Raw genomic sequence first — 20,666 nt, 5'->3', positions numbered from 1 at the left:
TGCGCCGTCGGAACATGCCTGGAACAAGAGGTTGTGAAAACGTTCACGGCCGATCCGGCGCCTTCCGGCGGTGCCCGGAAAGCGCTCGGCGACGGGCCCGGGAAGGCCCGCCCGGCACCGGAACCGGCGGCGGTTCGACCGGCGGACGGGCCCGGGTGACCGGTGGCACATAACCTGTGCCGGTGCCCATCTCCTGGCGATCGGCGATCTCCACCGCGCTGTACGGCAGCTCGGGGTTCTTCGTCGCCGGAGCCGGACCGGCCGCGCACTTCCGGACCAGCGCGCACGCCGTACCGGTGCTCGGCAACGCACTGCTGGCGCTGCTGGACCGGGTCGACGCCGCGCTCGACCGGCCCGATCCGCTGGACGTCGTCGACGTCGGCGCCGGTCGGGGTGAGCTGCTGACCACGCTGGCCCGGCTCGCCCCGCCCGAACTCGCCGCCCGGCTCCGGCTGACCGCGGTCGAACTCGCCCCGCGCCCCGACGAACTGCCCGGGACGATCGCCTGGCGGCCGGACCTGCCCGACCGGGTGGTCGGGCTGCTGGTCGGCACCGAATGGCTGGACAACGTACCGCTGGACGTGGCGGTGCCCGGACCGGACGGCTGGCTTCGGATGCTGGTCGACCCCGCCACCGGTACGGAATCGCTCGGCGGGCCGCTCGACCCGGACGAGGTGGACTGGCTCGACCGCTGGTGGCCGGACCAGCCAGCCGAGGTCGGGCGGGTCGAGGTCGGGCGGGTCGAGGGCGGGCGGGTCGAGATTGGGCTGGCCCGGGACCTCGCCTGGGCCAGCGCGCTCGCCGCCCTGGAGCGCGGCCTCGCCCTCGCCGTCGACTACGGCCACCTGCGGGAACGCCGGCCACCGGATGGCACGCTCACCGGGTTCCGGTCCGGCCGGCAGGTCGCCCCGATCCCCGACGGCAGCTGTGACCTGACCGCACACGTGGCGATCGACTCCGTGGCGGCGGCCGGCGAGCGGGCCAGCGGTCTGCCGTACACGCTGGTCAGTCAGCGCACCGCGCTGCGCGCCCTGGGGACCGACGGCCGCCGGCCACCGCTGGCCCTGGCGTCGACGGACCCCGCCGGGTACGTCCGCGCGCTGGCCCGGGCCTCCACAGCGGCCGAACTGACCGACCCCGCCGGCCTCGGCGGACACTGGTGGCTGCTCCAACCCGTCGGGCTGCAAGGAAGGGCCCCCTGTTATCGCTTTCCGTTGTAGAAGGGCCCCTTCCTAACCGGGTACGGAGCGCGCACGCCGCGCCCGCGACGGCCGCGGCGTGGCACGATGTCGGTCATGACTGCCGACACCGGCACGCTGCGGGAGCTGACCGTCGGCACCGGGGCGGGCCTCGACACCGCCGACATGGTGCTGAACATCGGACCGCAGCACCCGTCGACCCATGGCGTACTCCGGCTCAAGCTGGTCCTCGACGGCGAGCGGGTGATCTCCTGCGAGCCGATCGTCGGCTACATGCACCGGGGCGCGGAGAAGCTCTTCGAGGTACGCGACTACCGGCAGATCATCGTGCTGGCGAACCGGCACGACTGGCTCTCCGCCTTCTCCAACGAACTGGGCGTGGTCCTCGCGGTCGAACGGCTGATGGGGATGGAGGTACCCGAGCGGGCGGTCTGGCTGCGCACCGCGCTCGCCGAACTCAACCGGGTGCTCAATCACCTGATGTTCCTCGGCTCCTATCCGCTGGAGATCGGCGCCATCACCCCGGTCTTCTACGCCTTCCGGGAACGCGAGACGTTGCAGACGGTCATGGAGGAGGTCTCCGGCGGCCGGATGCACTACATGTTCAACCGGGTCGGCGGGCTCAAGGAGGAGGTGCCGATCGGCTGGACCCGGCGGGCCAGGGAGGCGATCGGCGAGGTCCGGCGACGCCTGCCGGACCTGGACAACCTGATCCGGCGCAACGAGATCTTCCTCGCCCGTACGGTCGGCGTCGGGGTGCTCTCCGCCGCCGAGGCCGCCGCCTTCGGCGCCTCCGGACCGGTCGCCCGGGCCTCCGGGCTCGACTTCGACCTGCGCCGTGACGAGCCGTACCTGGCGTACGGGTCGCTGGACGTTCCCGTGGTCACCCGTACCGCCGGCGACTGCCACGCCCGCTTCGAGATCCTGCTCGACCAGGCGTACGTCTCCCTCGACCTCGCCGAGCGCTGCCTCGAACAGGTCGACCTGATCAGTGGACCGGTGAACGTCCGGCTGCCGAAGGTGGTGAAGGCGCCGGAGGGGCACACCTACGCCTGGACCGAGAACCCGCTCGGCATCAACGGCTACTACCTGGTGTCCCGGGGCGAGAAGACCCCGTGGCGGATGAAGCTGCGCACGGCGTCGTACGCCAACGTGCAGGCGCTGGCCACGCTCCTGCCCGGCTGCCTGGTGCCGGATCTGATCGCGGTCCTCGGCTCGATGTTCTTCGTGGTCGGCGACATCGACAAGTAACCGGCATCGACAAGTGGCCGGCGCGGTCGGCCACGGTGCCGGCCGGCTCAGCGCCAGTTGTCCTCGGGGTAGCCGTACTCGGACCGCCGGGTGCCACCGGCCCGGGGCACCTCGTCCAACGGCGGGTAGCCGTACTCCTCGTCCTCCCGCTGCCGTCGACTCCGGCGGGCCGGCTCGGGCTCCGGTTCCTGGGCGGGAGGACCCCACACCGCTGCCTGGTCCACGCCGCCGACGGGCAGTGCCGGCGTACCGCTGTGCCGCTCCCAGCCCTGGCTCTCCCCCGGATCGAGGCCACGACCCCCGCCCCGCCGCTCCGGGCGCCGGACGTCGTCGGTCTCGGCCCAGTCCGCCGACTCCGGCTGACCACCCCGTCGACGATCGTCGTCCCGGGACTCCGACCAGCGTTGCTCGTCCTCGCGAGGCTCCGGCCAGCGCCGGTCGGACCGGCGGTCGTCGTCCGGCCTCGGCTCCTCCCGGCGGATCGCCGCCCACCGGTCCTCGACCCGGAGCTCCGTACCGCTCTCGTCGGCCCGCATCGACGCCCGCCGCTCGCCCATCCGGACTTCCTGGCCCCGCTCGTCGTTGCGTACCGACGTCCACCGGTCACCGGCCCGCAACTCGGCCCAGTACGAGTCGTCGGCCGGGTCGCCGGTCACCTCCCCCGGATCCGGGTCCTCCGACCGGCCCCGCCAGCCGCCGCCGTCGCCCCGACGGTCGTCTCCCGGACCGTCGACGGGCTCGTCCGACCGTCGACCCCGGGCAGCACGCCGGCCCCGGTCGCTCCGGTCCTCGGCGCCATCGTCACGATCCCGCCCGCCACCGCTGCCGTACGTACCGCCGCCGCCCCCACCGCCGCCGCCGTACGTGCCGCCGCCGCCCCCACCGCCGCCGCCGTACGTGCCGCCGCCGCCCCCACCGCCGCCGTACGTACCGCCGGCCCGCTCGCCGCCGCCGTAGGTTCCACCGTCCGGCTCGCCACCGCCGTAGGTTCCACCGGTCCGGGCGCCGCCGCCGTAGGTGTTGCCGTCCGGGCCGGCGCCGCCGCCGTAGGTGCCACCGGTCCGGGCACCGCCGCCGTAGGTGCCGGCACCCCGGCCGGTGTCGTCGTCCCGGCCACCGCCGTAGGTGCCGCCTCCGCCGCCGGCATCGCCGTAGTCGCCGTCCCGGCCACCGCCGTGGTACCCGCCGTCGCCGTAGCCGCCGTCCCGACCACCGCCGCCACCGTAGACGCCGCCGCTGTAGCTACCGCCGCCGTAGGTGCCGCCCTGGCCGGCGCCGCCGTAACCGCCGGTGCCGTAACCGCTGCCGGAGCGTGGGTCGTCGCTGTGCGCCCCGACGATGGTCTGGCGGGTGGTGACCTGGACGGTCTCGGTGTGCCGGACCACGCCGGCGCCCAGATGCGGCCCGGATGGCATGTTCGGCGCACCGTGCTGGGGACGTCCGCCCGCGCCCCACGGCTGTCCCCCGGGACGGCCGTACTGCCCGGGTGGCCCGTCCGGGTCGACGTCGGGTCGCCCGTAGCTCCGGCCAGGGCCGGCCCGGTCGTCGTCGGGATAGCCGCCCCGGTCGTCGTAGCCCGGAGCGGGCGCTGCCTGGTAGTGGCCGGGACCGCCGTGCTCGGCCCCCCGGGACGGCCCGGGGCCGGCGGCCCGCCGTGGCCCGTCGCCCCGTGCTGCCTCGCCCCGTAATCCGTCGCCCCGTAATCCGTCGCCCCGTAATCCGTCGCCCCGTAATCCGTCGCCCCGTAATCCGTCGCCCCGTAATCCGTCGCCCCGTGGTCCGTCGCCCCGTGGTCCGTCGCCCCGCGCTCCCTCGCCCCGCGCTCCCTCGCTCCGGGATCGCTCACCCCGGGATCGCTCGCTCCGCGATCCGTCGCTCCGGGAGCCGTCGCCCCGGGAGCCGTCGTCGCGTGACCGTGACCCGGCCTCACCCCGGACCGGGCCGGCGGGTGCCGCGCCAGCCGGACTCCAGCCGGCCGAGGGCGCCTCCTTCGGCGTCCGGCCAGTCTGTCCAGGGGATTCGTGCTGGCCCGCGCCGGCCGGGGTGACGGCGGCAACGGCAGCGCCGCCGACCGCCGCGCCGGCCACCACCGAACCGGCGGCGGTCGCCGTCGGTACGGCAGCCGCGGCGCGCGGGGCGTCGACGCTGGCCCGTACGGCATCGAGCTGGCCACGCAGCGCCTCGACGTTGCCCTGCACCACCTCCAGCTTCTCGCCGAAGGCCTTGTGCGTGGCCCGAGCCGCCGTCGCGATATCGGTACGGAGTTCGCCGCGCAGATCGTCGAGTTCCTCGAGGAGGGTCTCCTCCAGATCCAGCCCGGCGCCATCGGAATTGCCACGCAGTGTGATCGACAGTCCGATGAGCACCACCGCCAGTACGGCGAGCACGGCGGCGATCCGCAGCGGCCCGTTCCCCTGTCCCAGCAGGAGTAACAGGGCAGCCAGCGGAGCCAATCCGACGCCGACCCAGAAGAGCACGGTCAGCAGTGGCTTGCGGCGTGACTCCTCGGGGGCCTCGCGAGCTGACATGGCAGTCGAGCCTACCCACAGTTTGTCGGTCACCGAAATGCCGGCGTGGTCGATCCGAGCGCGGCCGGCGCCACCCATGGTGACGCCGGCCGCGATGTCCGGTGATCGTCCGCCCCCCGGAACCGGACCGGTTCCGCTGGTCGACCGGGAGGGGGTCAGCCCGCGGCGAGCGCGCCGTCCGAGGAGAACACCAGTCCGACACTGATCGCGCCCGAGGTCAGGGCCGATTTCGTCTGCGGGCCACCGGCGTCGAGCGAGCTGAACCGACCCACGTTGAGGTTGTAGACCTGGATCAACCCGGCCTGGCACTTGGGCCGCTGCGGGCACTCCGGCGGGCCGCCGAGCACGGTCGCCGTGCCGGAGCACTTCGCGGCCAGCTCGCTGAGCGTACGCACGGCGTGCTGGTCGGCGAACTCCTTGGTTACCGCGAACGCGTTCTGGTCCTGGGCGGCGGATGGCTTGCCGAAGCTGATGCCCACCTTCTCGCCAGCGGCCTTCAGCCCGGTCACCGTCTGGTTGAGGTCGGGGGAGGAGATCGGGGGTGGGGTCGCGGTGCCCGACTTGTTGACCTTGTCGTTCAGGAAGTCCGCCATCGTCGCGGCGTACTCCGGAACGACCTGGATCTCGCCCTTCTCCAGCGCCGGCTCGTACAGCTCACGGTTGCCGATCTGCTGGACCTTGACCTGGTAGCCGGCCGCGGTGAGGGCGATCCGGTACAGCTCGCCGAGGGTCTGGTTCTCGCTGAAGTTCGCGGCGCCGACGGTGATCGAGCCGGTGCCGCCGGTGGGAATTCCGGCGGTCAGGTTGTTTGCCGAGGCAAACTCCTCGGCGGCCACCTTCGGCGTCTTCCGGTCCACGTCGACGGCCTTGTTCAGGCCGATCAGCTTGGTGGTGTCGAGGCTGTCCGAGACCTTGTCGAGCGCGGCGACCAACTGGGGCTGGGCCGCCTTGCTGTTGATCGCCGGAATGATGTTGTCGGTGTTCTGGAGCTTCTTGTCGTCCTCGAGCACGACCAGCCTCGACCCGGCCACCGGCGCGCAGCCGGCGCCCTGGGCGCCGGTCGCCGGAGCCTCGGTACCGGACGAGCCGGCGCCGCCGCAGCCGGCCAGAAAACCGGCCGCGACGAGGGCGCCGGTGGCGCCGATTGCCAGACGTGTACGTGTGCGCATCAAAACGCCCGCCTCCTGTGTCCCGGCGCGACCCCGCTGGGCCGGCCGCGTGTCCGACGGGCGACGAACCGTGATGGTCGCCCGCGACCTCCCACGAAACATCCTCTCGCCCGGCGGGACAATCTGAGGCGACCTTCGTCACCGTATCGTCACGCAAAAAGGTACGAGGCGCGCACGCCCGCCTACTCCGGGTGACTCGACCCGCCGATCGGGAGCCGATGGGCGCCGCCGCAACCCGCCGATCGGGAGCCGATGGGCGCCGCCGCAACCCGCTGGTCGGGAGCCGACGGGCGCCGCCGCGCCCCACCGGTCAGGAGCCGGTGATCGCCGCCGCGGCCCGCTGGTCGGCCTGCCGGGCGACGCGGCGCCGGGTCCGGCGCAGCGGACGGGGGGTCACGATCCGCTCCACTCCGGCGAAGATCAGCTCGATCACCAGGGCGAGCAGCGCGACGAGCAGCCCGCCGGCCAGGATCTGACCGCCGCCGACCGAGATGCCCAACCCGAAACCGGCGCTGATGATCTGCCCGAGGCCGCCGCCGTTCACGAACGAGGCGAGCGCGGCGGTGGCCACCACCTGCACCGCGGCGGTACGGAACCCGGCGGCGAGGTACGGCACCGCGAGCGGCAGTTCCACCCGGCGCAGCAACTGCCCGCCGGAGAGCCCCATCCCACGCGCGGCGTCCCGCACCTCCGGATCGACCTGCCGGATCCCCGTGTACGCGTTGGCGAGCAGCGGTGGCACCGCGAAGACCGCCAACGCGATGATCACCGGAGGCTTGCCGAAACCGAGCGCGGTGAGCGGCAGGATGGTCAGCAGGGCGATGGTCGGAATGGCCAGCGTGATGTTCGAGACCAGCACGACGGCGCCGCCGCCCCGGCCGCTGTGCCCGAGCCAGAGCCCGAGCGGCCAGGCGACCAGGCAGCCGAGCGCGACCGCCGCCGCGGAGATGCCGAGGTGCTCGACCAGCCGGTCGAGGATGCCGCCGGGGTTGGTCCAGTTCAGCGGATCGTTGATCCAGGTCACGGCCTGGTCGATCGGGTTCATCCGGCGGCTCCCCGACGTCGGGCCCACGGGGTGAGCAGTCGCCCCAGACCGGCCAGGATCAGGTCCAGGATCAGGGCCAGCACCACGCAGAGAATGGTCCCGGTCATGATCTCGGCCTTGAAGAAGTTGTTGCGGAATCCGCCGAGGATGAGCTGACCGAGGCCGCCGTGCCCGACCAGCACGCCGACGGTCACCAGCGCCACCGTGGAGACGGTGGCCAGGCGCAGGCCGGTGAAGATGCCGGGCAGCGCCAGCGGCAGGTCGATCCGGATCAGCCGGGCGAACCTGCCGTACCCCATCCCCTGGGCCGCGTCCCGGACCTCTGCCGGCACCTGGTTCAGCCCGGCGAGCGAGTTCCTGATGATCAGCAGCAGGGCGTAGAGGACCAGACCGAGGAGCACGGTCGCGGTGCCGGTGCCGAGGTACGGAGCCGCGAAGGCGAACAGTGCCAGCGACGGGATCGTGTAGAGGGCGCCGGAGAGTGCGAGAATCGGCCCGGTGAGGGGCCGGAACCAGTACGCCAGCACGGCGAGCGGGATCGCGACCAGGGCGGCGATCAGCACGGCCTGGGCGGTCAGCCAGGTGTGCTCCCGCAGCGCGGCGAGGATCGTCTCCGAATTGCTCTGCACATAATCCCAGGAGAACCACGGATTACCCGGGTCAGCCCGGTCGATCACGCGGAAGGACATACGTGGACGTTACCCCGGAGCGCGACTCCGCCGGGCCGGCCGGTGCCGTGAGTGCCGCCGCGATCACCCTCGACCAGGTACGCAAGCAGTATCCCGACGGCACTGTCGCGGTCGGCGACCTGAGCCTGGAGGTCAAGGCCGGCGAGCTGGTCGTGCTGATCGGCCCGTCCGGCTGCGGCAAGTCGACCGTACTTCGCATGATCAACCGGCTGATCGAGCCGACCTCCGGGCGGATCCTGCTCGGCGACGAGGACGTCACCCGGACCGATCCGGTCCAGCTCCGGCGGCGGATCGGCTACGTGATCCAGAATGTCGGCCTCTTCCCCCACCAGACCATCTCGGCGAACGTCGGCACCGTGCCTCGGCTGCTCGGCTGGTCCCGGGCCCGGATCCAGACCCGCGCCGCGGAACTGCTCGAGCTGGTCGGTCTCGACCCGGCCACCTTCGGCCCGCGCTATCCGCACGAGCTCTCCGGCGGCCAGCGGCAGCGGGTCGGGGTGGCCCGGGCGCTGGCGGCCGATCCGGTCGTACTGCTGATGGACGAGCCGTTCTCCGCGGTCGACCCGATCGCCCGTGGGCGGCTCCAGGAGGAGTTCCTGCGGTTGCAGGCGGAGGTACGCAAGACGATCGTGCTGGTCACCCACGACCTCGACGAGGCGGTCCGGCTCGGCGACCGGATCGTCGTACTCTCCCAGGGCGGCAAGCTGGAGCAGTACGCCAGCCCCGCCACCCTGCTCGGCGAGCCGGCCTCCGCGTTCGTCCGGGAGTTCGTCGGCACGGACCGGGCGATCCGGCGGCTCGCGGTCACCCCGATCACACCGGATCTGCTGCAACCGCTGCCGCCCGACGGGAACGTCCCCGCAGGGCTGCCGACCGTGCCGATCGGCTCGTCGCTCTACGACGCGCTGGCGGTGCTGCTCACCACCAACTCCGACGACGCCCGGGTGACGACGGAGGACGGCGAGCCGGTCGGCCTGTTGAGCCGGCACCGGATCCTCAGCATCGACTATCCGGCCGACCCGATCGGCGGATAGTCCCACCTACCGGTCCGGCTCCTCCAGCGCCGTCGCCAGCCGGGCCCCGGCCCGCCGGCACCACCATCGCGCCCGACGTCGCTCCAAGTAACCCTGTAAGTACCTTCCGTGGCGATTCGCGTAACTTGCCCCGATATTCCATCGTTCAGCCGGAGGACAGTCCCGGAGGCGAACTCCCGGCCCGTCCGGTCAGCTGACGTGCGAAGCGGGGGAACCGTGGGATCCATTCGGAAGAGCCTGTCCATCCTTGCGGCGGTACTGGTCGTAGGTGCCGTCGTGGTCGGCCCGCCGACGCCGGCCGTGGCACAACCGGGCAGCGCCAACGCCCGGGGCGTGGTGGTCGACCTGTCCGCAGAGGTCCTCGGCAACATGGTGATCAGCGCCGACGCCACCATCGGCAGCGCGACAGCGCCGGCCGGCGGCGGCACCGACACCTCCACCCTGATACCCATCGCCCTGCCCGGCGCCCTCGGGGTAACCGCGAGCGGCACGGTCGAACAGGTCACCGCCACCCGGGGCGCAACCGCCTCGTCCGCGTTCTCCAGCGTCAACGGGCTCAACCTGGCGGTGCTGGGCGTCGACGTACTCGACGGAGCCGAGATCACCGCCACCGCCACCTGCCCGCTCGTCGGAGCACAGACCGCCGACACCACCATCACCGGCCTGTCGCTGTTCGGTACGACCGTCACGCTGATCGTGAACGGCCCGAGCGTCACCGGCAGCGCGGTCGTCACCGTGGCGGGGATGATCGGCGCCACCCTGAACGCCTCGCTGACCCGGACCGAGACGACCACCGCCGCCGGTGCCGCGGCGACCGCCGTACTGGCCACGTTCGCCCTGACCGGCATCGTCAACGGGCAACTGGTGACGATCCCGGTCGGCACCGTGATCGTGGCGCAGGCGAGCTGTGAACGCCCGCCGGCCCCGGTCCCGCCGACGACGTCGACGATCGCACCGGACTCCGGCCCACAGTCGGGCGGCCAGACCGTCACCATCACCGGCACCGGCTTCGTGGCCGGCAGCACCACGGTCACCTTCGACGGCGTACCCGCGACCGGGGTCACCGTCGCGACCGGCGGAACCTCGCTGACCGCCGTTACCCCGGCGAACCCGGTCGGACCGGCCGCCGTCGTCGTCACCACCCCCGCCGGATCCGCGGCGCCGCTGGACTACACCTACCTGGCCGACGGCAGCGGCGCCAACATCACCGGCCTGACTCCGCCCACCGGCCCCACCGGTGGTGGCACCACCGTCACCATCACCGGCACCGGCCTGACCGGAGCGGTCGCCGTGGACTTCGACGGGCTGCCCTCCACCGACTTCACCATCAACCCGGCCGGTACGGCGATCACCGTGGTGACCCCGCCGAACCCCGCCGGTCCGGCCCTGGTGGAGGTCGTCTTCCCCGCGGGCCGGGTGACGGCACCACCGTTCACCTACGTCGCGCCGACGATCACCTCGATCGTCCCGGACGAGGGTCCGAGCACCGGCGGCACCAGCGTGACGATCACCGGTACCGGATTCACCGGAGCGACCGGGGTCAACTTCGGTGACACCCCCGGCACCAACCTGGTGGTCGACCCGAGCGGCACCTCGCTGACCGTGTTCACCCCGCCCGGAGCGCCCGGACCGGTCGACGTGACCGTGCTGATCCCCGGAGCGGACGCGGTCGCCCCCAACGGCTTCACCTATCTGGCCGCGCCGCCGACGGCGTCGGCGATCTCACCGGACTCGGGCCCGCAGTCGGGCGGGCAGACGGTCACGATCACCGGCACCGGCTTCGTACCCGGCAGCACCGTCAGCTTCGACGGCGTACCGGCGACGAACGTCGTCGTGGCTCCCGGCGGCACCTCGCTGACCGCCGTCACCCCGGCGAACCCGGTCGGGCCGGCCCTGGTGGTGGTCACCACGCCCGGCGGATCCGCGCCGCCGCTGGACTACACCTACCTGCCGGACGGCAGCGGTGCGGTCGTCACCGGGCTGACCCCGACCTCCGGACCCGCCGCCGGCGGCACCACCGTCACCATCACCGGCACGGGCTTCACCGGGGCGACCGGGGTGACCTTCGACGGCAACCCCGGGACCAACCTGGTGGTCGACCCGAGCGGTACCTCGCTCACCGTGGTCACTCCACCCGGGCTGGCCGGCCCGGCGGACGTACGGGTGCAGGTCCCCGGCGCTGACGCGGTCGAGGCGAACGGCTTCCGATACCTTGCCGTGGCGCCGGCCATCGAGTCGGTCGACCCATCCCGGGGCGCCAGGACGGGCGGCACGACCGTGACCATCGACGGCGGCGGGTTCGTACCGGGCCAGACCACGGTCACCATCTGCGGGCAGACCATCCCGGCCAGCCGGATCACGGTGAATCAGGACGGCACGTCGTTGACCTTCCGTACCCCGCCCTGCCCGGCCGGCGACACCACGATCAGCGTCAGCACGCCGAACGGCGTCTCCAACGCGGTCACCTTCCGGTACGTCGGCCAGAACCTCCCGGTCACCGGTAGCTCCACCATCACACTGGTCAGGTACAGCTCCGGTGCGGTCGTCATCGGAGTCGTCCTGCTGCTACTTGGCCGCCGCCGTCGCGGAAACCACGTCCTCGGCTGAGACACCGGCACAAACACGCCGGAAGGCACAGCGCGGGCCTCAGGGAACGATGATCCTTGGGGCCCGCTCAGTGCTTCTGCAGGTAGTCGATGAAGGCGGCCCGGAGCAGCGGCGCGGTCTCCTCGTACCCGTGCCCGGTGAACTCGCGCCAGAGCGCGACCGCCTCGTCCACGGTCGGGCCGGCGGAGTTGGGCGAGCCGTCCAGCGCCGCCGCCTCGTCGGCGTTCGGCAGGTGCCGGATGACGGACCAGAAGAAGCCGATGTCGCGGCGCTCCCGAGCCAGGGTGAACGCCCGCTCACGCAACTCCTCGGTGGACAACGCGTCCAGCTCGGCAAAGGTGGGGGTGGTACGCGACTCGGCACCAGATTCGGTCATAACGCCGAGCCTAACGGCCCGAAACGCCACGGCTTCGCCCGGCCGGAAGGTCGGCGATCCGAGCCACCCCACCGCTGGCCGGCCGGAACGTCAGCGGTCCGAGCCGCCCCACCGGTCGCCGCCCCACCGGTCGGCCCGGTTGTCGGTCGGCTGGTTCGGCAGCGAGGAGGTCCACGGCTCCGGTGGCTGGGTCCGGGCCGCCTCCCAACTCGTCGTACTCGCCGGGGCCGGCTCCTCCTCCCACTCCTCGGTTCGGCCGACCACCGGCCGGGGCCGGCCGTACGTCTCGACGAGGCGGGTCACCAGCAGGCCGACCGCCACCACGACGGCGGCGACGGCGCTCAGCGCGATGTCGAGGTTGCGTTCGTCGGCGTACTGGATGAACAGGGTGAGGGCGACGGTCGCGAGGAGTCCGCCGGCGATCCCGCCCCGTCGGCCGAAGGCGCTGGCGCCACCGATCAGCGCGGCACCCATGGCCAGACCGGTCCACTCGATACCGGTCGTCGGCGCCACCGGCCCGCTGGAGCCGGCGGCGAGCAGCATTCCGGCCACCACCGCGAAGACCATCGAGATCACCGTGCTGAGCGTGACGATGACACCGGCCGCGGTGCCCCGGCGCAGCGCCGGATCGCCGACCGGCCGGAACCGCCCGACGGTGCGGCGTACGGTCTTGAGGGTGCCGAACAGGCCGGCCAGCACGGCGACCGCGGCGAACCCGCCGAAGAGGTAGATCGCGTGCTGGGTCGGGTCGTAGTCGCCCTGCACGTCGACGGGGGCGGTCCGCTGCTCGATGAAGACGATGGCCGCCAGCCCGGCGGCGAGGGTCGCCGCCCAGGCCGGCACGTGGAATCCCGCCACCAGCAGGGACACCACCAGCCCGAGCACCACGGCCGCCACGGTCGCCGGCAGCATCGCCGCGACCACTCCGCGATCGGAGTTCTCCGCGAAGTGCAGCGCGGCGGCGACGGCGACCGGCCCCAGAGCGAGGTTGGGCGCGCCAGACCGCAGGGTCAGTGCGGCGGCGAGGGTGAGCAGCCCGATCGCCGCACCGAAGACCAGCAGGCTCTCCAGTCGCGCACCCCGGACCAGGTCGGGATAGTCCCGATTGCACAGGAAGGCCAGTGCCGCCACCGCGACCAGCAGCACCAGTTCCCAGAGCAGGTGCACGACAATCCGGTCCCGCCCGGGCTCGCCGTGGGCCGGATCGTCGAACACGTTCTCCAGCGCGGCCGGCGGGACGGTCCGTCGGCGTACCGGCTCGTCCGGCTCGAAGCGCCCGGCCGGCTCGGCCGGCTGGCCATCCATGAACCGGCCCATGACGTGGCCGGACGAGGCACGCGAGTCGGTGTCGTCGTACCCGGGGTCGGCAGTGCCGTACCCGGGGTCGGCAGCGCCGTACCGGGGATCCTCCCGCCCACCGGCACCGGCCGGATCCATGCTGCCGGTCTCGCGTCGCCGATAGATCGAATCGTCGTACGCCATCTCGCGCGCCTCCTGATGTCGTCCCGCGGAGCAGGCCCGGACCCGGGGCGGCCTCCGGGACCGGAGCGGTCGAACGGAAGGGCCGATCCGGCGAGGCGGCTGGATCTGGCCCGGTCGGAGGCACCGTACCCGCGTCTACGCCCGGCCGTCACCCCCGGTGTTGGTCGATGCGAGCTCGACGGACCCCTCAGAGATCGTCGGGGCGACGCCGGTCGTCCTCGTCCGGGTCTTGGTCCGGGCGGTCCGGCACCCGGCAGGACCGCTCCAGCCAGAGCGCCGCGCCGACCAGCGCGAGCGAGGCGGCGAGGCCGGCACTGGCCGCCGGTACGTCGTTCGCGGCGGCCCTGGTCCGCTCGATGAGCAGCCAGGCGTCCAGTCCCGCGTAGAAGCCGGCGAAGATGGCACCGGCCAGTGCCGACGCCTTGGCCAGTACGACGAACCGGGCGACCGCGAGCGGGTCGACCGGATCCCGGCCCGGTTTGCGCGCGATTCGGGCCCGGGTGTTCGCCGCCGCGTAGCCTTCCAACACCGCGAGCCCCAACAGCGTCACGATGGGTAACCATGGCAGGGGCGGTATCCGGCTGTAGAAGCTGCTGACCAGCAGCCAGGCCACGGCCGCCGCGGCCAACCCGGCCACCACCAGGGTCGCGGGCCTGGTCGGGCCCATCCGTCCCTGCTCGGGTGCGGGCCCACGCGTCGGAGGCCTCCGCTCGGTCACGACCCCTCCTCGCCTCGTCGGTCAGTCCGACTCTAACCGCAGATCCGGTTGGGGGCGCAGCTCCAGTACGTCGCTGGCGACCGGTTCGGTCGACATCAGGTCGGTCAGCCAGCCGTGGCCGGGCAGCCGCCCGTACGGCTGGATGTCGATCCACGGCCGCAGCACGAACGCCCGCAGATGGGCCCGGGGGTGCGGCAGGGTCAGTTCGGGATCGTCGCTGACCACCGGCTCGCCGTCGTCGGTCCACACCGCGACGACGTCGACGTCGAGACTGCGCGGGCCGAACCGTCGCGTCGGATCCCGGACCCGACCGGCGCCGGCCTCGGCGGCCCGGGCCCGGTCGAGCCAGTCGCCCGGGGCGACACCGTCCCCCCGGACCAGGACCACCGCGTTGAGGTACGCCGGCTGGTCCAGGTCGCCCCACGGCGGCGTCTCGTAGACCCCGGACACCACCAGGAGTACGTCCCGCAGCTCCGACACCGCCGTCCGCAGGTGCGCGAACCGGTCGCCGAGATTGCTGCCCAGCGAGAGCACGGCCTGGGTCACCGTCACCGCCGCCGGGTCAGCGTGACCGCCACGTCGGCGAAGTCGTGCGGGATCGGCGCCTGTGGCTTGTGCACGGTGACCGAGGCCGCCGCCACCCGTGGGTCGGCCAGGCACGCGACGGCCAGTCGATCCGCCAGCGTCTCGATCAGGTTCACCGGCTCGCCGGTCACGATGTCGACCAACCGGCCGGCGAGTTCGCCGTAGTGGACGGTGTCGGTGACGTCGTCGGAGCGGGCCGCCGGCCGGAGATCCAGCTCCAGGACCACGTCGACCACGAAGTCCTGCCCCTGCTCCCGCTCGAAGTCGTAGACGCCGTGCCGGCCGCGCGCCCGCAGCCCGGTCAGGACGATCCGGTCGCCGGGCGGGCCGGGCGTCGGGGCGCCACCGGTGCCGGTCATCCGGTCACCAGCCGGGGCCGCCCACTGGCCACCCACACCGCGAGGGCGTCCACGGTCTCCCGTACGTCGTGCACCCGTACCCCGAAGGCGCCGGAGGCGACCGCGAGAACGCTGGTGGCGATCGTCGCGGCGGTCCGCTCCCCGGTCGGCCGGGGGGTGCCGTCCGGCCCGGCGAGCAGCACACCGAGGTACGACTTGCGGCTGGCCGCGACGAGCACCGGGTAGCCGAGGCCGAGCAGTTCCGGAAAGCGGGCGGTGAGCTGCCAGTTGTCCCCGGCCCGCTTGGCGAACCCGAGTCCCGGGTCGATCACGATGCGGTCGGCGGCGACCCCGGCCGCGAGGGCGTCGGCGATCCGCTCGGCCAACTCGGCCTTCACGTCCACCACCACGTCGGTGTACCGGGCCAGCTCCTGCATCCGCTTGGCATGCCCCCGCCAGTGCATCAGGATCCACGGGCAGCCCGCCTCGGCGACCACCTTCGCCATGTCCGGATCGGCGAGCCCGCCGGAGACGTCGTTGACGACCGTGGCGCCGGCGTCCAGCGCGGCGGCCGCGACGCCGGCCCGGTACGTGTCGACGCTCATCGGTACGCCCCGGGCGGCGAGTTCCCGGATGACCGGCAGGATCCGGGCCGCCTCGGTCTCGGCGTCCACCCTGTCTGCACCGGGGCGGGTCGACTCGCCGCCCACGTCGATCAGGTGTGCGCCGTCGCGGTGCATCTGTACGCCGTGCCGCACCGCGGCGTCGAGGTCGGCGTACCGGCCGCCGTCGGAGAAGGAGTCGGGCGTGACATTGAGGACGCCCATCACCACCGGCGGGCGCTGGCGGAGCAGGTCGCCGTCTGACGTGGATCCGTCGCCGGGCGTGGCGGGGTCCTGGACGAACTCGGTCACGGCTAGACGTTACCTACCGGCCCTGGTCCGGCCGGGACCGCCCGGGGCGGGACGTCCCCGACCCACCCGTGCCGGTCGCCCCGCGGCGGCCCGGCCGGCCGACCGGCGGGACGGCTCGGCGTGACCGCCGATCGGCTGTCGGACACCGGGAGCGGAACCCGCCCTCCGGGGTCGATTGGTGGCACTCCACTCCGCTTGTTCGAAACAGGCACGCGCCGTACGCTCGCATCAGCCAGATGCCAGAACTTAAGAGATGGGCCGAATTAGGACAAAGACGCCCACAAACCATCACCGTACGCGGTGACTGCAAGACGCAGGGTCGATCAACACCCCACGACCGGCCTGGTTTACCGGGCTTGACAGCAGTGCGGGGCGCGGGCCACCGCACCGGGGAGGATTCCGATGTTCGCCATGGAGCTGGTGGAGACGGCATGGCCGGCTGCCACGCACGCGCTCCACACTCTCTCGCTCATCCCGCTGGCCGAGCCGGCTCCAGAGGGCAATATCGACACCTCTGGCGTCGTCAACTTCTTCGCCACCAACATCGCGCCGATCCTGCTCGCCGTACTCGGCGTGATCTTCATCGGCCGGGCCAGCAAGGGCGAGGTCTCGAAGGTACTGACCAGCTCGGCTATCGCGCTGCTCGGCCTGGCCTTCATCGCCGGGGCGGCGACGCTGTTCTTCGTTGGCGAGAACCTGATCAACCTGATCTTCGAGTAGACCGCGGAGCACGAAGATGCGGCTGCGCACCGACGACGACATCTATCGGGCCCGCCTGGTCTACCTGGGGCCGCCCGGCTACACCCTGCCCGTACACCTGCCTTACACGCAGTACGGGCTCTTCATGTTGCTGGTGCTGCTCTACATGTTCATCCACTGGCTGTTCACGCTCAGCGTCGAGTTGATCCCCGCCTGGGAGATCGCCCTCGCCATCGTCTCCACCTCATTCATCTTCCGGTACGTCGACCCCGATCGCCCCGCCCGGATGGTCATCCGGACGGCGCTGACCGACTGGCGGCGCACCCGCGAACCGGCGACAGAGCAGCGCGACCCACGACTGGTCGCGACCCGCATCCGGATCCGGGAGCGGTTGACATGACCGAACGCGGCGAGGTGACGGCATGAACGAGTGGAGCGAGTGGATTGCGGTACGGGCTGCCGGTCCGGGCGAGGCGGCGGCATGACCCGCTCCGCCACGCCGGGGTCCCCGTACCCGGCAGGTCGGCCGACCGACGGTACCGGTAACGGTACGCAGTCCTCCGACTACCTGCCGTCGGATCCCGCCGACGAGAGCGAGTACGACGCCGCGCTGCTCAGCAACACCGGGCACGGCGGCGTCGCGGTGTTCCAGGCACCCCAGCCACCGGCCCGGAACCGGCCGGCCCGGCCTTCCGCCGGGGCACCCGCGGCCCGACCGGCGCCCCCGGCGGAACATCCGGACATCGACTCGCCCTTCCTCGACCTCTTCGGTGCCGGCCCGCTCCAGCCGCCGCCCCCCGGACCGGCACCGGCCCGGGCCCCGCGTACGCCGTCGCCGCATCGGCCGGGCCGGTGGGGCGAGGAACCCGAGGCCCCCGTCGGCCTGCCCGCCTGGAAACCGGACGAGTCGGCGCCGGACCGGCCCCAACCCGCCCCGCCCCCGCAGCACGGCCAACCGGCCGCCCTCCCGCCCGGGCAACCGGACGATGCGCGGCCCCACCAGGCCGGCTACCCGAGTCCCGGGCCGTCGCCCCGGTTCGCCGGCCCCGGCCCGGGTGCCGACGCCGCCGAACCCGCCCTCCGGAACACCCCGGCACTCGGCAGCCAGGCCGGAGCCGCGTTCCAGGACACCGAGGCGACCCGCTACGGCTCCGGTACGACGCCCGCCGCCGGCTGGCCGGCCGACCCGCCGGCATCCGCCGCCAGCACGGCGCCGACCACCGTCGCGCCCGAGACGTTCGGCGGGCGGCCGAGCCCCGCGCCGCACCAGCGCGGCGGCGAGCAGCCGGCGATCCTGCCGGTGGTCCGCGAGCCCGCCGACCAGGCGGCGCCCGCGCCGGCCCGGCGTCCGGCCGGCCGGCCCGATCGTGACCCGGGCCCGGTCGCGCCGAAACAGCGGCGGTCGAAGTCGAAGCCGGCCCGGCCGGAACCGGTGGCGGTGACGAAGGCCCAGCGGGTACGCGCGCCGAAGGTCCGGTTCGGCGACCGTGATCCCGCCGTCGAGCTGGCGATCACCGAGATAGCCGGTCACCTGACGTTCACGCCGAACACCGTCACCGCCTGGTACTGGCTGCCGGAGGTGCGTTGGGCCTTCCGGCCGGACGCCGAGCGGGAGGCGCTGCTCTCGGCGATCTCCGAGCAGTACGCCGGGCTCGCCGGGTTCCGGCTGCACCTGCGCCGCACCACCCGGCCGTTCCCGGCCGACGAGTGGGCCCGGACGATCGACTCGCACACCCCGGCACCGCTGGCCACCGTTTCGGGAGCGCCGAGCTGGTCGGACCACCTGGTCGCCGCCCAGCGCCACCTGCTCTCGGTCAACCACGCCGAGGGCCAGACCTATCTCGGCGTCACGTTCGCCCGCCGGTCGCTGGGGAACAACCTCGCCGAGCGGGTCCTGCGCGCGTTCGGCCGTGGGGTCGCCGACGGCGAGCGGCGCAAGCTCGGGCGCACCGTGGAGCAGTTCGACGAGGTGCTGGGCGCGTTCGGCATGCGCGGCCGACAGGTCACCGCCGAGGAGCTGGAGTGGCTGCTCTACCGCTCCGTCGCGCTCTGCATGGCACCCCCGGGCACCCTCTCCCCGATCACCAACGGGCACTGGGAACGCGGTGACCTGCTCGCCCTGACCGAGCAGGTCGAGCGCTACCGCACCCCGTACGGGTCGACGGTCAAGCTGGTCAACCGGATGACCGGGGAGGAGCGGCACGTCGCCGTACTGGCGGTGGGCCGGATGGAGCCGCTGGAGATCCCCGAGCGGCACGAGCCCTGGCTGCACTTCCACGAGCGGCTGCCCTGGCCGATGGAGATCTCCACCCGGGTCGACATCCTCGGTCCCGGCGACTCCTTCCGGAACCTGGAGCACCGGCTGCGGATGATCCGGTCCCAGCAGCTCGACTACGCCGAGCACGGCATCGACGCCCCGCCGGAGCTGGAACGGCTGGCCAAACGGGCACTGGTGATCGGCGACGAGATGACCACCGGCCTGCCGGTGGAGTCCGCCCGCGCGCACGGCTGGCACCGGATCGCGGTCGGTGGGCGTACCCGGGAGGAGTGCCTGGAGCGGGCCCGCCGGCTGATCCAGCTCTACTCGCGGGAGCTGCGCATCTCGTTGCAGCACCCGAAGAACCAGGACTGGCTGGCCCGCGAGTTCATTCCCGGCGAGCCGATCGCCAACACCGGATACCTGCGCCGGATGCCGGTCAACCTGCTCGCCGCCGCACTGCCGCAGGCCGCCTCCACGGTCGGCGACCGGCGCGGTGACCTGATCGGCCGGACCGCGGGGACCTGCCGCCGGCCGGTCTTCCTCGACCTGCACTTCCCGATGGAGGTCCGGGAACGCTCCGGGCTCGCCGTCTTCGTCGCCGAGCCGGGCGGTGGCAAGTCGACCCTGCTCGGTGCCCTCGGTTACCTGAACGCCCGGCGCGGAGTCCAGGTGACCCTGCTGGACCCGTCCGGCCCGCTCGCCCGGCTCTGCTCGATGCCGGAACTGCGGCCGTACTCCCGGGTGTTGAACCTGACCGGCTCCGAGCACGGCACGCTGGCCCCGTACGCGCTGATTCCCACCCCGCTGCGCACCGAGTTCCCGGCCGGCACGGGCGGCGACCGGGAGTTCCAGATCGCGGTCTCCAACGCCCGGGCCGAACGGCGGATGCTGGTCCAGGACATCTGCATGATGCTGGTGCCGCCGCAGGTGGCCCGGGAGGCGTCCACCGCGACGCTGTTCCGGCACGCGGTCCGACAGGTACCGGCCGAGGAGACGTCCACCCTGGACGACGTGGTGGCCTGCCTGTCCGGGCTGGAGGACGAGGGCCGGGAACTGGCGAACCTGCTGCTCGACACGGCCGAGATGCCGCTCGCGCTGCTCTTCTTCGGCCGCCCGCCGGAGGGTCTGCTCGGTGCCGACGCCACGCTGACCGTGATCACCATGGCCGGGCTTCGGCTGCCCGACCTGAAGATCGAACGGGAGTACTGGTCCGCCGAGGAGGCCCTCGCGCTGCCGATGCTGCACACGGCGCACCGGCTGGCGGTACGCCGCTGCTACGGCGGCTCGATGTCGTCCCGCAAGATGGTCGGACTGGACGAGGCGCACTTCATGGAGGGCTGGCGGTCCGGCCGGTCGTTCCTGGTCCGGCTGGCCCGGGACTCCCGGAAGTGGAACCTGGCGGCACTGGTCTCCTCGCAGAACCCGAAGGACATCCTCGGTCTCGACGTGCAGAACCTCGTCTCCACCGTCTTCGTCGGGCGGATCGCCGAGGACGTCGACATCGCCTCGGAGGCGTTGCGCCTGCTCCGGGTGCCGGTGAACGACGGCTACGAGGCGACCCTCGCCTCGCTGTCGGCCGTGGACAGCGCGTCGGCGGACCGACTCGGCTTCCGCGAGTTCGTGATGCGTGACGTGGACGGCCGGGTGCAGAAGGTCCGGGTCGACGTGTCGTACGTGGCGGGTCTGCTCGACCACCTCGACACCACCCCGGTCACGGCCAAGGCCGTCACGTCGAACCTGCCCTCCCCGATCGCGGACCTGGAGGCTTGACC

Annotated in this window: 17 protein-coding genes; 7 read left to right on the top strand and 10 right to left on the bottom strand. The window is 72.8% G+C overall.

Annotation, left to right across the window (positions count from 1 at the left end; genetic code table 11):
- Positions 1-182: 182 nt before the first annotated feature.
- Together H4W31_RS10820 and H4W31_RS10815 are read left to right on the top strand one after the other, a co-directional pair.
- Positions 183-1,220: an SAM-dependent methyltransferase gene (locus tag H4W31_RS10820; protein WP_192766535.1), complete on the top strand. Its 1,038-nt coding sequence runs from the start codon at positions 183-185 to the stop codon at positions 1,218-1,220.
- Between the two features lie 66 nt (positions 1,221-1,286).
- A complete protein-coding gene (locus H4W31_RS10815) occupies positions 1,287-2,450 on the top strand; it encodes an NADH-quinone oxidoreductase subunit D (protein WP_192766534.1) in 1,164 nt (387 codons plus the stop codon).
- Positions 2,451-2,497: 47 nt separating this feature from the next.
- On the opposite strand, the gene H4W31_RS10810 is transcribed toward H4W31_RS10815, so the two are convergent.
- The 4 genes from H4W31_RS10810 to H4W31_RS10795 all read right to left on the bottom strand — a co-directional run bounded on the left by H4W31_RS10810 (position 2,498) and on the right by H4W31_RS10795 (position 7,881).
- Positions 2,498-4,978: a hypothetical protein gene (locus H4W31_RS10810; RefSeq protein ID WP_192766533.1), complete on the bottom strand. Its 2,481-nt coding sequence runs from the start codon at positions 4,976-4,978 to the stop codon at positions 2,498-2,500.
- A 155-nt stretch (positions 4,979-5,133) separates the two neighbouring features.
- Positions 5,134-6,147, bottom strand: a complete 1,014-nt coding sequence (locus H4W31_RS10805) for a glycine betaine ABC transporter substrate-binding protein (RefSeq protein ID WP_192766532.1) — start codon at positions 6,145-6,147, stop codon at positions 5,134-5,136.
- Positions 6,148-6,457: 310 nt separating this feature from the next.
- Entirely contained in the window at positions 6,458-7,192 is a 735-nt protein-coding gene (locus H4W31_RS10800) for an ABC transporter permease (RefSeq protein WP_192766531.1), read from the bottom strand.
- Positions 7,189-7,881 (bottom strand): ABC transporter permease, encoded by a 693-nt coding sequence (locus H4W31_RS10795; protein ID WP_192766530.1) that lies wholly within the window; start codon positions 7,879-7,881, stop codon positions 7,189-7,191. Before H4W31_RS10795 ends, H4W31_RS10800 begins: the two co-directional genes overlap by 4 nt.
- A gap of 2 nt (positions 7,882-7,883) precedes the next feature.
- On the opposite strand from H4W31_RS10795, the gene H4W31_RS10790 reads away from it, so the two are divergent.
- Both H4W31_RS10790 and H4W31_RS10785 read left to right on the top strand, forming a co-directional pair.
- Positions 7,884-8,915 carry an ABC transporter ATP-binding protein gene (locus H4W31_RS10790; RefSeq protein WP_192766529.1) on the top strand — a complete coding sequence of 344 codons (1,032 nt, stop codon included), beginning with the start codon at positions 7,884-7,886 and terminating at the stop codon, positions 8,913-8,915.
- 216 nt (positions 8,916-9,131) lie between these two features.
- Positions 9,132-11,522 carry an IPT/TIG domain-containing protein gene (locus H4W31_RS10785; RefSeq protein ID WP_192766528.1) on the top strand — a complete coding sequence of 797 codons (2,391 nt, stop codon included), beginning with the start codon at positions 9,132-9,134 and terminating at the stop codon, positions 11,520-11,522.
- Between the two features lie 67 nt (positions 11,523-11,589).
- Here H4W31_RS10785 and H4W31_RS10780 read toward each other — a convergent pair whose 3' ends face one another.
- The 6 genes from H4W31_RS10780 to folP all read right to left on the bottom strand — a co-directional run bounded on the left by H4W31_RS10780 (position 11,590) and on the right by folP (position 15,848).
- On the bottom strand, positions 11,590-11,898 hold the full coding sequence (locus H4W31_RS10780) for a hypothetical protein (protein WP_192766527.1): 309 nt from the start codon (positions 11,896-11,898) through the stop codon (positions 11,590-11,592).
- Positions 11,899-11,988: 90 nt separating this feature from the next.
- Positions 11,989-13,203, bottom strand: a complete 1,215-nt coding sequence (locus tag H4W31_RS10775) for an ABC transporter permease (RefSeq protein WP_404825703.1) — start codon at positions 13,201-13,203, stop codon at positions 11,989-11,991.
- A 364-nt stretch (positions 13,204-13,567) separates the two neighbouring features.
- Entirely contained in the window at positions 13,568-14,047 is a 480-nt protein-coding gene (locus H4W31_RS10770; protein ID WP_192772001.1) for a DUF3180 domain-containing protein, read from the bottom strand.
- Between the two features lie 72 nt (positions 14,048-14,119).
- Positions 14,120-14,644, bottom strand: a complete 525-nt coding sequence (gene folK / locus H4W31_RS10765; protein WP_192771999.1) for a 2-amino-4-hydroxy-6-hydroxymethyldihydropteridine diphosphokinase — start codon at positions 14,642-14,644, stop codon at positions 14,120-14,122.
- A 2-nt stretch (positions 14,645-14,646) separates the two neighbouring features.
- Positions 14,647-15,042 (bottom strand): dihydroneopterin aldolase, encoded by a 396-nt coding sequence (gene folB / locus H4W31_RS10760; RefSeq protein ID WP_192766525.1) that lies wholly within the window; start codon positions 15,040-15,042, stop codon positions 14,647-14,649.
- Entirely contained in the window at positions 15,039-15,848 is an 810-nt protein-coding gene (gene folP / locus H4W31_RS10755) for a dihydropteroate synthase (protein WP_192772000.1), read from the bottom strand. Before folP ends, folB begins: the two co-directional genes overlap by 4 nt.
- Positions 15,849-16,337: 489 nt before the next feature.
- Between folP and H4W31_RS10750 the strand changes: the two genes are divergently transcribed.
- From H4W31_RS10750 to H4W31_RS10740, 3 genes are all read left to right on the top strand, one after another.
- The gene (locus H4W31_RS10750) at positions 16,338-16,655 is read left to right on the top strand and encodes a PIN domain-containing protein (protein WP_192766524.1); all 318 of its coding nucleotides are present in this window, start codon (positions 16,338-16,340) and stop codon (positions 16,653-16,655) included.
- A gap of 16 nt (positions 16,656-16,671) precedes the next feature.
- Positions 16,672-17,034 carry a hypothetical protein gene (locus H4W31_RS10745; protein WP_192766523.1) on the top strand — a complete coding sequence of 121 codons (363 nt, stop codon included), beginning with the start codon at positions 16,672-16,674 and terminating at the stop codon, positions 17,032-17,034.
- A gap of 81 nt (positions 17,035-17,115) precedes the next feature.
- Positions 17,116-20,664 carry an ATP-binding protein gene (locus tag H4W31_RS10740; protein WP_192766522.1) on the top strand — a complete coding sequence of 1,183 codons (3,549 nt, stop codon included), beginning with the start codon at positions 17,116-17,118 and terminating at the stop codon, positions 20,662-20,664.
- The last annotated feature ends 2 nt before the right edge of the window (positions 20,665-20,666 follow it).

The sequence above is a fragment of the Plantactinospora soyae genome (genome assembly GCF_014874095.1).
Classification (GTDB): domain Bacteria; phylum Actinomycetota; class Actinomycetes; order Mycobacteriales; family Micromonosporaceae; genus Plantactinospora; species Plantactinospora soyae.
This window is presented reverse-complemented; position numbering and strand designations above follow the sequence as displayed.

Coding starts and splice junctions, on each gene's coding strand:
- H4W31_RS10815 (WP_192766534.1), top strand. CDS start 1,287: ATGTCGGTCATGACTGCCGACACCGGCACGCTGCGGGAGCTGACCGTC.
- H4W31_RS10810 (WP_192766533.1), bottom strand. CDS start 4,978: ATGTCAGCTCGCGAGGCCCCCGAGGAGTCACGCCGCAAGCCACTGCTG.
- H4W31_RS10805 (WP_192766532.1), bottom strand. CDS start 6,147: ATGCGCACACGTACACGTCTGGCAATCGGCGCCACCGGCGCCCTCGTC.
- H4W31_RS10800 (WP_192766531.1), bottom strand. CDS start 7,192: ATGAACCCGATCGACCAGGCCGTGACCTGGATCAACGATCCGCTGAAC.
- H4W31_RS10795 (WP_192766530.1), bottom strand. CDS start 7,881: ATGTCCTTCCGCGTGATCGACCGGGCTGACCCGGGTAATCCGTGGTTC.
- H4W31_RS10780 (WP_192766527.1), bottom strand. CDS start 11,898: ATGACCGAATCTGGTGCCGAGTCGCGTACCACCCCCACCTTTGCCGAG.
- H4W31_RS10775 (WP_404825703.1), bottom strand. CDS start 13,203: ATGGATGGCCAGCCGGCCGAGCCGGCCGGGCGCTTCGAGCCGGACGAG.
- H4W31_RS10770 (WP_192772001.1), bottom strand. CDS start 14,047: ATGGGCCCGACCAGGCCCGCGACCCTGGTGGTGGCCGGGTTGGCCGCG.
- folB (WP_192766525.1), bottom strand. CDS start 15,042: ATGACCGGCACCGGTGGCGCCCCGACGCCCGGCCCGCCCGGCGACCGG.
- folP (WP_192772000.1), bottom strand. CDS start 15,848: ATGGGCGTCCTCAATGTCACGCCCGACTCCTTCTCCGACGGCGGCCGG.
- H4W31_RS10750 (WP_192766524.1), top strand. CDS start 16,338: ATGTTCGCCATGGAGCTGGTGGAGACGGCATGGCCGGCTGCCACGCAC.
- H4W31_RS10745 (WP_192766523.1), top strand. CDS start 16,672: ATGCGGCTGCGCACCGACGACGACATCTATCGGGCCCGCCTGGTCTAC.
- H4W31_RS10740 (WP_192766522.1), top strand. CDS start 17,116: ATGACCCGCTCCGCCACGCCGGGGTCCCCGTACCCGGCAGGTCGGCCG.